This is a genomic window from Bradyrhizobium genosp. L (assembly GCF_015624485.1).
Classification (GTDB): domain Bacteria; phylum Pseudomonadota; class Alphaproteobacteria; order Rhizobiales; family Xanthobacteraceae; genus Bradyrhizobium.
The window spans coordinates 4,453,083-4,465,626 of record NZ_CP061378.1; the positions used below are offsets into that span (position 1 = coordinate 4,453,083).

The window sequence follows — 12,544 nt, forward strand, 5'->3', positions numbered from 1 at the left end:
CGGCCCCTTTGCATGGGGTTGTTTTTCGATATTTTGGCAGCCCGTCAGGTCGACTGCCCCGCCGCGACCTTGACCGCATTCAACATCCCCGTCTGCTCGTGACAGCCGAGATACTCGAAGAACTGCTCGTCCGCCGCGGCAACCGTGACCTCGTGATACAGCCGAAGCTTGGCATTGGGGCCGAGCGTGGAGAGATACTTCATCGCCGCGCCAAAGATCCGGACGTGGGTCGGGTGAGACTCCGACCAGCGCTCCAGGGCGGCGAGGCTCTTCCACCAGCTCTGGCCGTAAGACTTTTCGGTGGGCCTGCCCTCGGCATCGAGCATGCGCATGTAGCGGTTGGCATAGCAGCCGATCGGCATGCCGTCGTCGCGCAGGAAATCCATGCCCTCGCGCAGCACCGGCTCGACGTCGTCGAGATACATCCTGCGCTCGGACGCCTCGGTGTCGCTCCAGTCCTGGCCGGAGCGGATCAGGCAGAGATTGTCGTACGCGACGACGCGGATGCGATCGCCGTCCCTGACGACGCGCGGCTCGCCGCCCGGCGCCATCGCATCGGTCTGCGACAGCGGAATCCGGTCGCGCATGCCGCCCCAGTAGGCGTGTTCCTGCACCTCGGCGCTCATGCCGTCGGCGAGCACCGCAACGCCCTCGGGGCGGTCGAGCGAGGAGAACAGCGTCTCGTAGCGTTCGACGTGCGGCCGCAGCACCTCGATGAAGCGGCCGATGCCGTCCGCAGCAACGCCACCGGTCCAGGCCTCGCGCGCCGCGTCGAACCAGGCGTCGAAACGCGCGGCATCGTCCCAATAAGCGACCGAGACCACATTGCTGAAACCGGCCTGATCGACATAGTGCGCGCGGTCCCAATGGCTCGGACCGCTCTCCGCGGCAAAGCGCGTCGCGATCTGGGCCAGCGCGTCCGCCACTGCGGCCGTCGGCTCGCCGCGATATTGCACGCCGAAATAGGCCATGATCACGCGTGCGACCGCAGGCTTGTGGCGCGCGACAAAGGACGGATACGGCGGCGTGTAATCGTCCGGCACCCGCTTATGGCGGGAGCGTGCCGTCTGCAGATGTGATGGGATCGCTGACTCCATGGCCCTTGCCTCCGTCTGGTTTCGTCAGCTCGCCGCCGCGTCGACGTCCTCGAAATTGTCGAGCGGCAACGCAAAATGCTCGACGCGCTTCGACGGCTTCTTGTTCAGTAGCAGCCGCGTCACGTCGGGCCGCGAATAATGCCCGGCCGGATCGGCGGCGTTCTTGGCAACCCCGATCGCGCCGAGATCGATATCGGCGATCAGCAGGCCTTCCTGATCGGGCGGCAGCTTCTCGGCGATCGAACTGCCGTCGGGTCCATAAATCGCGGCGTGCCCGCCGCCGACATGCAGCAGCGCGTGCTTGTCGTCGCGGTCGCAGAGCTCGTCCACCATCGCCTGCGAGACGGTGGCGCACGGCGCCAGCACGAAACAGGAGCCTTCCACTGCGTAGACGCGCGAGGCCGCGTTGTTGACCTCCCAGCCCAGCGCCGGCGCGAACGGATCGTACAGCGAGAAGCTCGGCCAGGCCGCGACATGGACCTGCTCGTTCTGGGCGTACATCGCGTATTTCGACAGCGGCTGCAGGTGCTCCCAGCAGCACAGCGCACCGAGCCGGCCGATGCCCTTGAGGTCATGCACCGCAAGGTCGCTGCCGTCGCCCTCGCCATAGACGGTACGCTCGGCATGGGTCGGCCGCAGCTTGCGCCGTTTTGCGATGGTCTCGCCGTCGGGACCGACAAGCCATTGCGCGAGATAGAGGCTGCCGCCGTCACGCTCGGACAGGCCGAATACCGCGGTCAGGCCGGCCTTCTTCACCGCCAACCTGAGACGTTCGGCTTCCGGGCTGTCGTAGCTCAGCGAATTGTCGAAATAGCGCTGCACGAAGCCGCGGCCGATCGCCCAGGCCGGCGAGTCCAGCCAGATGTACCAGGGATAGCCGGGAATGAACGCCTCGGGGAACGCGATCAGCTTCGCCCCCTTGGTCGCCGCCTCCTCGATCAACGCGATCGACTTGTCGATGGACGCATCGAGGTCGAGGAAGGCCGGCGCCGCCTGCACCACCGCCACGCGATATTTCGGATGCTCGATACCCATGATGTTCCTCCTGGCAGCCCCATAAAGCCTGCCGGTTCGCCCTTGATCGCGGCTGCCGGCCTCTGACATCATGCTGCCCCGGAACCGGGTGCACCGTTCGACCCGGACGGAACGAAAATTCGACCGCCGGCGGACCCCGCATTCGTCCTCGGTACGGACCTTGCTTTTGAGTGGCCAGTGTTTCCACGCGTGAAGGGAGGAAATCATGCCGGCGCTGTTCACCACCGACGATGCCCCCACGCATCGGCGCCTCGCGCTCTGGCAGGACATCGTCTGCGATGTCTTCGTACAGCTCGACTGCAAGTCCGAGCTCGGCTCAGCCTTCCACGGCGCCATCACCAGCGCGTCGCTGGGCCCGGTCAAATGTTCGACCGTGTCGTCGGGCCAGCAGCGGGTGCTGCGAACGCCGTCGCGGATCGCGCGCGCCAGCGAGGATTTCATCCTGGTCGCGCTCGGCAGGCGCGGCGCCGGCGCCGTGCTGCAGGACGGCCGCGAGACCGTGATCCAGCCCGGCGAGTTCGCCTTCTACGACACCACCCGGCCCTATGAGCTGCGCTTCAACGACGACTTCACGCAGACCATTTTCCAGGTGCCGCGCGCCATGCTGCACCGGCGCTTCGCCGGCACCCATGGCCTCACCGCGACGACGTTCACGGCCGCGAGCCCGGTGCAGCGGCTGGCCGGCCAGTTCATCGCCGGGCTTTGCGATGTCGCCGGCAGGCTCGATCCCGATGATGCGATCCGGCTCTCCGACCAGGCCGCCGACCTGATCGCGATGGCGATGAGCGAGCGGCTCGGCGGCGCCGCGCTGCCGGCCTCGACCCACCGCTCCGCGCTGTTGTATCGGCTGAAGGCGCATGTGCTGGCGCATCTCGCCGAAGCCGACCTCGGGCTTGCCGAGACCGCCGCGGCGCTCGGCATCTCGCCGCGCTATGTCAACAGCCTGTTCGCCGACGAGGGCACCTCGTTCCAGCGCTTCGTGCTGGCCGAGCGGCTGGAGCGCTGCAAGCGCGACCTCGCGGCCTCCGCGCACAGCCATCGTCACATCAGCGAGATCGCCTTTGCCTGGGGCTTTAACGATCTCTCGCATTTCGGCCGCGTGTTCCGCGAGCATTACGGCCTGTCCCCGCGCGACTGGCGGCACAGCCGGCTGCCGAACTGACCTCGCAACGCAAAAACTGACGCGGAATCCGAAGCTTCGCAACTAAGAACAATTTACGTTAACTGCAAACGGAGCCCCCGGCGGCCTTCTCATCGCGCGAAGGGACGGTACAGTCCTGCCGTTTCATAGGGAGGATTTGCGATGCAGGACCGGCGCCAGGGCGTACGTGACAAGGTGCTCTTTGGCGGCGTTGCCGAGGTCAACGAGCGCGGCTCGACGATGGATTGCGTCGTCCGCAACATCAGCGACAGCGGCGCCTGCGTGGAGTTCGACGCCTCCGCGCCCGTGCCCAATGAGATGAAGCTCACCGTCGCGCGCCGAGGCCGTTCGTACCTCGCGCGGCTGATCTGGCGCCAGGCCAACAAGGTCGGGCTCGCCTTCCGCATCATGACCTCGGATACCCCGGTCAGCGATCTCGACGAGCGGCTGCGCCGCAGCGAGATCAAGAAGCGCCAGCTGCAGCGCCGGATCAAGGAATTGCTCGGCGAAGGCTGAACCTGCGCGCCCTCACGGCCGCCCAATTTAACGGCCTGCTGCTCCGTTTCGGGGGTTGCCAAGGGCGGGCTAATCCATCATGCGGTGGAGCAGCCCACGCTGGAACGGAGAGCCACCTCACTTCATGTCGTCCGCAACGACCGAGCATGCCGACGGCCTGCCGCAGCCGCAACGCAATTGGGCCATTCTCACCATCGCGCTCGGCCTCCTGATGGCCGTCATCGACGGCTCGATCGCCAACGTCGCGCTGCCGACCATCGCGAAGGACCTTAACGCAAGCCCGGCCTTCTCGATCTGGATCGTCAACGGCTATCAGCTGGCGATCACGATCTCGCTGTTGCCGCTGGCCTCGCTCGGCGAAATCATCGGCTATCGCCGCGTCTACCTGGCAGGGCTGTTGCTGTTCACGCTGGCCTCGCTGTTGTGCGCGCTGTCGCACACGCTGCCGCTGCTGACGATCGCCCGCGTGATGCAGGGATTTGGCGCGGCCGGCATCCTGAGCGTCAACACCGCACTGGTGCGCTTCATCTATCCGAACGACCAGCTCGGCCGCGGCATCGGCGTCAATGCGCTGGTGGTCGCGATCTCGGCCGCGGTCGGCCCCACCGTCGCCTCGGTCATCCTGGCGGTCGGCTCATGGCCGTATCTGTTCGCCATCAACATCCCGCTCGGCGTGGCGACGCTCGCGCTCGGCTGGCACTATCTGCCCCATACCAAGCCGGCCGTTCATGCCTTCGACTGGCAGAGCGCGGGCTTGAGCGCTGTTGCGTTCGGATTCGGCATCAGCGCGATCGACAGCGCCGGTCACGGCGAAGCGCTGTATCTGTGCGCGCTCGAATTCGCGATCGCGGCGGCGGCATCGCACCTGCTGGTGCGGCGGCAGACCCACCTTCCCTCGCCGCTGCTTCCGGTCGACCTGTTGCGGATTCCGATCTTCGCGCTGTCGATCGGCACGTCGATCGCCTCGTTCTGCGGCCAGATGCTGGCCTTCGTGGCGATGCCGTTCTATCTCGAAAACCATTTCGGATATTCGGCGGTACAGATCGGCCTCCTGATCACGCCGTGGCCGATCGCGGTCGCTTTCGCGGCGCCGCTGGCCGGCAGATTGGCCGAGCGCTATCCGGCCGGCTTGCTGGGCGGCATCGGGCTTGCGATCTTTGCGGCGGGCTTGGCCGCGCTGGCGCTGATGCCGGCCAGCGCCACGCCGTTCGACGTGATCTGGCGGATGGCGCTCGCCGGCGCCGGCTTCGGCCTGTTCCAGACGCCCAACAACCGCACCATGATCGCCGCCGCCCCGCGCGAGCGCTCGGGCGGCGCCAGCGGCATGCTGGGGACCGCGCGCCTGCTCGGCCAGACGCTGGGCGCAGCGCTGGTGGCGCTGCTGCTGGCGCGCTCTCCGGCCGACGGCACCAGGATCTCGCTGATGGTCGGCGTCGGCTTCGCCGCGATCGGCGCCGCGCTCAGCATGCTCAGGCTATCATCGACCGGTAGCCGGGGCGCCGAGCAGGTGCGGGTCCATGAGAGCCAGCGGCTCAAGGGCGAGTGAAGCGCGCGCTCCCGGGGCATCCTGGACAGCTTCACCACGGTTGGCGCGTCACGTCAAACCGGTAGCTGCGCTATTCCGGCGTCGTCCCGCCGCCCGAGTTGGAGTCGATCGTCTAACCTTCTCGGCGGGCGAAGCAAAGCATTGACCCCGTCTAGTTCTACGATCGCTGCATAATGCTTGGTGAAACCAAGCCCGGGATTGTTGATGTCACTGCTGTTGATCATGATCCAGCCCTTGATTGCTGGCACGGTCGATAAGATTTACAGCGTTTTCGCTGCGATGATTCCCAGCGCGTCTTCCTTGTTTCCACTTGGGAACGAGGCGTATGCATCACTCGCTTACTCTCGTTCGGGGGATGCCCAGAACGGCCTGCCGGGGTTCCGCCAAGAGGAAGGTAGATTGTCTAGGTTCGAAACCGCGCGCGAGCTCAGCCTACTTTCCAACATTTGCCACCGGGCCAATGCCCGTCGCGCTCTTGAGCCAACCAGCATAAGACGTCACCCGCGTATAGACGCCGTACTTGAGGCGCAGCGCACAACCTCGACCCCAGCTTACTACTCCTATCAAGGTGGGTACGCCGGAGACTTTTGCCATCAGCGGTCCACCGCTATCGCCTTGGCAAGCATCAACGCCTCCTTCCCTGTAACCTGCACAAAGCATACCTATCTTTACGTCTCCGTTGTAGGCGTCTCGATTGCAAGTATCATTATCAACCACGGGGACGTCAGCTTTCAGTAGGCGGTCTGTCATAGCCCCGTATGCGACTACAGCCCCCCATCCAGAAACTGTCGCATTTGAATTCGGGGGAATGTCGAGGGTCGGCAGCGGCAGCTTGATGCTTTCGCCGAGCTTCACGGCTCTCGTGAGCTTAAGCACTGCGATATCATTTTCGTAAGTGTCTGCGTTAAACGCTGGGTGAACAGTGATCTGGGTTACGCCGACGCGATCGCCCTCCCCCTGATAGCGAGGAAACGTCGATCCGGAAACAATGTCGACCAGCTTCGGGTCAGCGATACCCGCCATACAATGCGCGGCTGTCACCACCCACTGATAGCCAACAAGGCTGCCCCCGCAAAATGGCGATCGAATGTAGTCGGGCGTTCCGCCAGCGATCAAGATTACCTGCCAAGGGAAATCTCCAATGTTCGCCGGTACGCCACCCGCGATACGAGGGTCGAACTCGTCAATAGTTCTTTGTTGAGCGTGTTCAAGCGGGGTCCCCTGCCTGACATCAGTCGGCGTTAGCTTGTTGGGATCGGCTGGCGGGGTTGGTTGGGTCGGACCGTTACCAACCCTCGGCCCGTCCTGAACGGTGATCTTGGTCGACGATCCAGACTGCTCGATCATCTTCTTCACGTCGTTCGGTGAAACCGTCGGCACGCGCGGCGTGAACTGTCTGATCACCTGTGAGAATGGATCAGCGGATGCTATTTGTGCTGTAAAGGCCACCGCCAAGGCCGGCAGGATGTTGCGAAATGGAAGTGACATTTCTGCCCCCTAATTTTGTGCGCAATACCAAAATCTACGAAAGCCTGTTTCAATCTTGACGGGAATGTTACCGACTACTAACGTGACTGTCAAAGTCGGGCAGGGATAGTCGCATGAGATTACTCTTTTGCGGATTGGGTATCGCGTTGGGTGGCTGTACTGCCCTCATGGGCGTTCCGCCTGACATCGAATACCAAGTAGTGGTTACTGCTGTTATCGATCAGTGCGACCGAGCACCAGGCTCGTACGCGTCGCCGCAAACGGCTATGGAAATCGGGTTCACGAAGGTTCAGGCTTTGTGTGAAAACTTCTTTGTTGAGGCCACGCGTATCCAGCAAAATGTTGTGGCAACCGATCGGGGGCTCGATGCCGGACTCTTAGCGGCTACCGCAATCATTAATCCGACCGTCTCGGCGGCAGCCGCAGCAAAAGCATTGGCAATAACAACCGCCGGCGTGGTGCTAACGAAGACCGTTATAGACCAATATTCTTCTCTCTACGCATTCAACAACTACCTGTACAAGGTGCGCAGCCATACGGTAAGCGCCATGGAAGATTACATGGCGAAGGCTAGGCAAAGTCCTCCTGCAAATTATTGCCTCGCCTACACTTATGTGCAGAAGCTCGCCATGCTCTGCTCACTGGCGGCTTTAAAGGCGACTTTGGATGAACAAGTAGCCCTTCCGTCGCAAAATACGACCAATCCTGCTGGCGGGGGGGCGCCAAATGCGCCAGCAAAAGGTAGGTCATTTCGGTCTTTCCGCGCAGGAAATCCGTCGTCGGGTGGTCCGCCATCTATTAGCTACTCAGTTAAGCCCGCAGACAACTGAGGCTGCCTTACATTGGGAGGCAACATGCCCGTCAGTCGCCGACAATTCATTTCCAGCTCCTGCGCAGCCGCAGCTTTTTCTCCGACGTTCTGGCGCCCTGCTTCGGCGCGGATGTCATTTGAAGACCGCTTCCTTTCCATAATGCAATTAGCTGAACGGCTCCAATTGCTGGAGCCCAGATCTGCCCGTGCGGCTGGTAACCATAGGACGACTGATCTAGCAACAGTGGTGCTCAATGGATTAGAGGCCGGAACGTCGACACCCGAGATACGCTCGCTCGTTCGGCAAGCGGGGAGTTTGCTGAGTGCCCTCAATCGGGCCTCCAGGGAGGTGAAGGCCCTCTCGGAGGGAAGGCGAGCATACGACTTCCAAATTCTCAAAGGAGATTATCGAGATAAGTTCAAGAATTGCGCGCTTCGACCCGAGCACAAATCGGAGATAGACGGCGCTTGTTCGTTCATTTTGTCTCCACGCGCGAAACGAAGGTATGCGGACGTCGCCGATGACCGTAAGAACGTAAGAAAAGTACCGTGGTATCTGATAGCAGCGATACATTTCAGAGAGGCGAGCTCGAATTTCCTCGGACATCTGCATAACGGTGATCGATTGGATCGTCTGACCACTGATGTTCCGCGGGGTAGACCAAAACAGCGACCTTGGCCGCCGTCTCCTTGGGATCCTGTCGCGGCGTGGAAGATCAGCGCTCTCGATGCGCTGCCCGACCTGCCAGTGGTGACGAGCTGGACGGTCGAACAAACTTTGTGGGGCTTCGAACGATACAACGGGATGGGTTGCCGCGATAGGGGCATCCCTTCCCCGTACCTCTGGAGTTATTCGCAGTATTATCAAGCAGGCGGCTACTCTTCGGACGGCAATTACAGTTCCACCTGGGTATCGAAACAAGCGGGCCTGGGGCTTCTCATCAAGGCACTAAGTGAACGCACCGACGAAGTGAAACTGACATACGAGCCCGTGTAAACTTAGTCTTATCAAATTTTCAGGTGGATCGATGTTTGAGGGCGTGTTCTCACGGCGGAATGTTCTCACGGGCGCTGGTTCGGTCCTATTGTCTTCGTGGCGTCGTGACGTTGCAGCACAACAAGACGAGCTTTCTGACGAGCAGGTCGCCGAAATCCTTCTCGATGAAGGCACAGATCCAGAGAAAAAAGTTGGAAGAGAAACTCTCGGCAATTTTTGGTTTCAATCACCTGAAGGACAGCGGCCGTCCCCCAACTGGCCAACCGATAACATATCTTATGATTACCAGCACACAGCGTCATACGCTGATGAGCCATTTGTCTTGAATCACTCTGGGCTCGAATGTCTGATTCAACGGTGTGGCTTTGAACGAAATGCTTCTCTGCCGAGAATGATCGTCGGGCTCCGAGGCTGTGCGTTGGCAGATGGCTCCGATTTCTCGGATTGGCTGAAGGAAGGTCATCTGACTCCCTTGCGCCCCGACCATACTGCCCAAAAGTGTGTATTTGTGGTCTGGGACTTTGAAGGTGGTCGCTTAATAATATTTCGCGGCTCAACGGTTCCAAATGTAGACCTCATGTTGAAGTACAACGAAGGAAAGCTTGCATGCAACATGATGCCTTCCGGCCTTCACGGCTATCGAATTGGAGCACATAAGGGGCTTCGTATGCCTGGAGCATTTCGTCAGCAAGACCCGCTCTGGGTAATCCGAAGCAAGAAAAATCTAACTTATGAGGCGAGTGATAAGGACGACCTCTGGGATGATTTGGAAGGGCAGCTCCCGTTCGACGATATCCATTGGACCTTCTTCAGCGCCGCTCGGAAGCGACCTCCCTTTTTCTCTTCTGCTGGCTGCCAAACCGTCAGTGCATGGGAAGAATTCAGACAGGCCGCCGGTCTGAAGGATCCTCCGCAAGTCCTGAATTCCAGAGGAGCCACGCCCGAAGACGGGAGAGAGTTCCAATACGTTCTGTTGACCGGGAAGGATGCTCAGCTTGCGTCAAAGGCCGGAATCGAGCTTCCGCCGACAATACGCTTCGGGTCCTCAGGTGCTGCTGTTACGAAACTGCAAAGTGCCCTTGCTGCCGCGAATGTAGGTTACCATCGAGCTGCCCCGGGGAAATTTGACCGAACCACGATGGGAGCCTTCCTAAAGTGGCAGCGAGCAAAGCAATCGGCGGCGACAGGCATTGTTACGTCAGCTGACGCTCAACTAATGGGATTCCAACTCACCTAACTGCCGAGGTAGTATAATCGATCACACGCGAAAGGGCGACGCGCTGGATCGCTCCCAATTGGAAGAGCGAACCCACGACAACGACAGCGGTTTGGAGCGCGCGTCCTCTGATCGCCAGCTCCCACGGCAAACAAAAAGGCCGGCTGTCGAGCCGGCCTCTTCGTTTGATCGTTCGTAGCCTCAGGCCTTGACCAGCGGCCCGCGCGACGGCGGCGCCTTGGTGCCGCCGCCTCCGCCGCCACCGGACTTCGGCGGCTTGCGCTTGCGGGCCGGCAGCTTCTCGGGCTTCGGCGTGACCGGACCTTCGACGAACTCGAAGCCGATCTTGTCCTTGGCCGTCTCCTCGTCCTTGACGAGAACGACGCGGACGTGGCCGCCGCCCTTGAGCTGGCCGAACAGCACCTCGTCGGCCAGCGGCTTCTTGATGTGCTCCTGGATGATGCGCGCCATCGGACGCGCGCCCATCTGCTCGTCATAGCCGTGCTCGATCAGCCAGGCCTTGGCGGGCTCGGACAGTTCGATCGTGACGTCGCGGTCGGCGAGCTGCGCCTCGAGCTGAAGCACGAACTTCTCGACCACCATGCCGATCACATCGGCATTGAGGTGCGCGAACGAGACGATCGCATCAAGGCGGTTGCGGAATTCCGGCGCGAACTGCCGGTTGATCGCCTCGTGGTCGTCGCCTTCCCGCTTCGAGCGGGTGAAGCCGAACGCCTGCCGCGCCAGATCGGCGGCGCCGGCATTGGTGGTCATGATCAGGATCACGTTGCGGAAGTTGACCTGCTTGCCGTTGTGGTCGGTGAGCCGGCCGTGATCCATGATCTGCAGCAGCACGTTGTAGAGATCCGGATGCGCCTTCTCGATCTCGTCGAGCAGCACCACGCAATGCGGATGCTGGTCCACGCCATCGGTGAGCAGGCCGCCCTGATCAAAGCCGACATAGCCGGGAGGCGCGCCGATCAGGCGCGACACCGTGTGCCGCTCCATGTATTCGGACATGTCGAAGCGCAGCAGCTCGACGCCGAGCGAGGCCGCGAGCTGCTTGGCCACCTCGGTCTTGCCGACGCCGGTCGGACCCGAGAACAGGTAGCAGCCGATCGGCTTCTCCGGCTCGCGCAGACCGGCCCGCGCCAGCTTGATCGAGGCCGACAGCGATTCGATCGCCTTGTCCTGGCCGAACACCGAGCGCTTCAGGGTCTGCTCAAGATGCTTGAGCACCTCGGCATCGTCCTTCGACACGCTCTTGGGCGGGATCCGCGCCATGGTCGCGATCGTGGTCTCGATCTCCTTGATGCCGATCGTCTTCTTGCGCTTGTTCTCGGCGACCAGCATCTGCGCCGCGCCGGACTCGTCGATCACGTCGATCGCCTTGTCGGGCAGCTTGCGGTCGTGGATGTAACGCGAGGAGAGCTGCACCGCGGCCTCGATCGCCTCGTTGGTGTATTTCAGGCGATGGTAATCCTCGAAGTACGGCTTGAGGCCCTTGAGGATCGCGATCGCGTCCTCCACCGTCGGCTCATTGACGTCGATCTTCTGGAACCGCCGCACCAGCGCGCGGTCCTTCTCGAAGTGCTGGCGATACTCCTTGTAGGTCGTCGAACCCATGCAGCGGATGGTGCCCGACGCCAGCGCCGGCTTCAGCAGGTTCGAGGCGTCCATCGCGCCGCCCGAGGTGGCGCCAGCACCGATCACGGTGTGGATCTCGTCGATGAACAGGATGGCGTTCGGATGCGCCTCCAGCTCCTTCAGGACCTGCTTCAGCCGCTCCTCGAAATCACCACGGTAGCGCGTGCCCGCGAGCAGCGTGCCCATGTCGAGCGAGAACACGGTCGCAGCCGACAGCACCTCCGGCACGTCGCTGTCGACGATGCGCTTGGCGAGGCCTTCGGCGATCGCGGTCTTGCCGACGCCGGCTTCGCCGACGAACAGCGGATTGTTCTTCTGGCGACGGCACAGCACCTGGATCGCGCGGTTGATCTCGGCATTGCGGCCGATCACCGGATCGATCTTGCCGTCACGCGCCTTCTTGTTGAGGTTGACGCAATAGGTCTCGAGCGCCTCGCCCTTCTTCTTGGCGTCCTCGTTGCCCTTGGTCTCGGTCTCCTCGTCGACACCGCGCACCGGCCGCGCCTCGGAGACGCCGGGCCGCTTGGCGATGCCATGGCTGATGTAGTTGACGGCGTCGTAGCGCGTCATGTCCTGCTCCTGCAGGAAATACGCGGCGTGGCTCTCGCGCTCGGCGAAGATCGCGATCAGCACATTGGCGCCGGTGACTTCCTCGCGGCCGGACGACTGCACATGGATCACCGCGCGCTGGATCACGCGCTGGAACCCTGCGGTCGGCTTGGCATCGTCGGCGCCGTCGGTCACCAGGTTTTCGAATTCGGTCTCGAGATAGTTGACGAGGCTGGTCCTGAGCTTGTCGAGGTCGACGCTGCAGGCCCGCATCACCGCCGCCGCATCCGAGTCATCGATCAGCGACAGCAAGAGGTGTTCGAGCGTCGCGTATTGATGGTGACGCTCGTTCGCGATCGCCAATGCACGATGCAGGGATTGTTCAAGGCTTTGGGAAAAAGTTGGCATTCGCGTCCTCTCGGGCCCCCGGTCATCATGATCGCCATTACCGGGTCAGGCAATAACAACCTTCGTGATCCCCTTTGATATAGTTACGCCGGA

10 protein-coding genes are annotated in these 12,544 nt (G+C 61.9%); 6 read left to right on the top strand and 4 right to left on the bottom strand.

Annotated features, from left to right (window positions below):
- Positions 1-44: 44 nt before the first annotated feature.
- Both IC762_RS21090 and IC762_RS21095 read right to left on the bottom strand, forming a co-directional pair.
- Positions 45-1,097, bottom strand: coding sequence for a phenylacetaldoxime dehydratase family protein (locus IC762_RS21090; protein ID WP_195784164.1), 1,053 nt, complete (start codon positions 1,095-1,097; stop codon positions 45-47).
- Between the two features lie 24 nt (positions 1,098-1,121).
- Positions 1,122-2,132, bottom strand: a complete 1,011-nt coding sequence (locus tag IC762_RS21095) for a carbon-nitrogen hydrolase family protein (protein WP_195784165.1) — start codon at positions 2,130-2,132, stop codon at positions 1,122-1,124.
- 205 nt (positions 2,133-2,337) lie between these two features.
- On the opposite strand from IC762_RS21095, the gene IC762_RS21100 reads away from it, so the two are divergent.
- The 3 genes from IC762_RS21100 to IC762_RS21110 all read left to right on the top strand — a co-directional run bounded on the left by IC762_RS21100 (position 2,338) and on the right by IC762_RS21110 (position 5,335).
- Positions 2,338-3,294, top strand: a complete 957-nt coding sequence (locus tag IC762_RS21100) for a helix-turn-helix domain-containing protein (protein WP_195784166.1) — start codon at positions 2,338-2,340, stop codon at positions 3,292-3,294.
- Positions 3,295-3,435: 141 nt separating this feature from the next.
- A complete protein-coding gene (locus IC762_RS21105; protein ID WP_195784167.1) occupies positions 3,436-3,789 on the top strand; it encodes a PilZ domain-containing protein in 354 nt (117 codons plus the stop codon).
- A gap of 124 nt (positions 3,790-3,913) precedes the next feature.
- Positions 3,914-5,335 (top strand): MFS transporter, encoded by a 1,422-nt coding sequence (locus IC762_RS21110; protein WP_195784168.1) that lies wholly within the window; start codon positions 3,914-3,916, stop codon positions 5,333-5,335.
- A gap of 432 nt (positions 5,336-5,767) precedes the next feature.
- Here IC762_RS21110 and IC762_RS21115 read toward each other — a convergent pair whose 3' ends face one another.
- Positions 5,768-6,823: a serine protease gene (locus IC762_RS21115; RefSeq protein WP_195784169.1), complete on the bottom strand. Its 1,056-nt coding sequence runs from the start codon at positions 6,821-6,823 to the stop codon at positions 5,768-5,770.
- Positions 6,824-6,936: 113 nt separating this feature from the next.
- Here IC762_RS21115 and IC762_RS21120 point away from each other — a divergent pair, with 113 nt between their 5' ends.
- Genes IC762_RS21120 through IC762_RS21130 form a run of 3 tightly spaced genes read left to right on the top strand, consistent with a single transcriptional unit; the run spans position 6,937 to position 9,868 of the window.
- The gene (locus IC762_RS21120; protein ID WP_195784170.1) at positions 6,937-7,653 is read left to right on the top strand and encodes a hypothetical protein; all 717 of its coding nucleotides are present in this window, start codon (positions 6,937-6,939) and stop codon (positions 7,651-7,653) included.
- A 24-nt stretch (positions 7,654-7,677) separates the two neighbouring features.
- Positions 7,678-8,631 (top strand): hypothetical protein, encoded by a 954-nt coding sequence (locus tag IC762_RS21125; RefSeq protein WP_195784171.1) that lies wholly within the window; start codon positions 7,678-7,680, stop codon positions 8,629-8,631.
- 31 nt (positions 8,632-8,662) lie between these two features.
- Positions 8,663-9,868 (top strand): peptidoglycan-binding domain-containing protein, encoded by a 1,206-nt coding sequence (locus tag IC762_RS21130; RefSeq protein ID WP_195784172.1) that lies wholly within the window; start codon positions 8,663-8,665, stop codon positions 9,866-9,868.
- A 180-nt stretch (positions 9,869-10,048) separates the two neighbouring features.
- Here IC762_RS21130 and clpA read toward each other — a convergent pair whose 3' ends face one another.
- Positions 10,049-12,451 (bottom strand): ATP-dependent Clp protease ATP-binding subunit ClpA, encoded by a 2,403-nt coding sequence (gene clpA, locus IC762_RS21135; protein ID WP_195784173.1) that lies wholly within the window; start codon positions 12,449-12,451, stop codon positions 10,049-10,051.
- Positions 12,452-12,544: the final 93 nt, after the last annotated feature.

Coding starts and splice junctions, on each gene's coding strand:
- IC762_RS21090 (WP_195784164.1), bottom strand. CDS start 1,097: ATGGAGTCAGCGATCCCATCACATCTGCAGACGGCACGCTCCCGCCAT.
- IC762_RS21095 (WP_195784165.1), bottom strand. CDS start 2,132: ATGGGTATCGAGCATCCGAAATATCGCGTGGCGGTGGTGCAGGCGGCG.
- IC762_RS21100 (WP_195784166.1), top strand. CDS start 2,338: ATGCCGGCGCTGTTCACCACCGACGATGCCCCCACGCATCGGCGCCTC.
- IC762_RS21105 (WP_195784167.1), top strand. CDS start 3,436: ATGCAGGACCGGCGCCAGGGCGTACGTGACAAGGTGCTCTTTGGCGGC.
- IC762_RS21110 (WP_195784168.1), top strand. CDS start 3,914: ATGTCGTCCGCAACGACCGAGCATGCCGACGGCCTGCCGCAGCCGCAA.
- IC762_RS21115 (WP_195784169.1), bottom strand. CDS start 6,823: ATGTCACTTCCATTTCGCAACATCCTGCCGGCCTTGGCGGTGGCCTTT.
- IC762_RS21120 (WP_195784170.1), top strand. CDS start 6,937: ATGAGATTACTCTTTTGCGGATTGGGTATCGCGTTGGGTGGCTGTACT.
- IC762_RS21125 (WP_195784171.1), top strand. CDS start 7,678: ATGCCCGTCAGTCGCCGACAATTCATTTCCAGCTCCTGCGCAGCCGCA.
- IC762_RS21130 (WP_195784172.1), top strand. CDS start 8,663: ATGTTTGAGGGCGTGTTCTCACGGCGGAATGTTCTCACGGGCGCTGGT.
- clpA (WP_195784173.1), bottom strand. CDS start 12,451: ATGCCAACTTTTTCCCAAAGCCTTGAACAATCCCTGCATCGTGCATTG.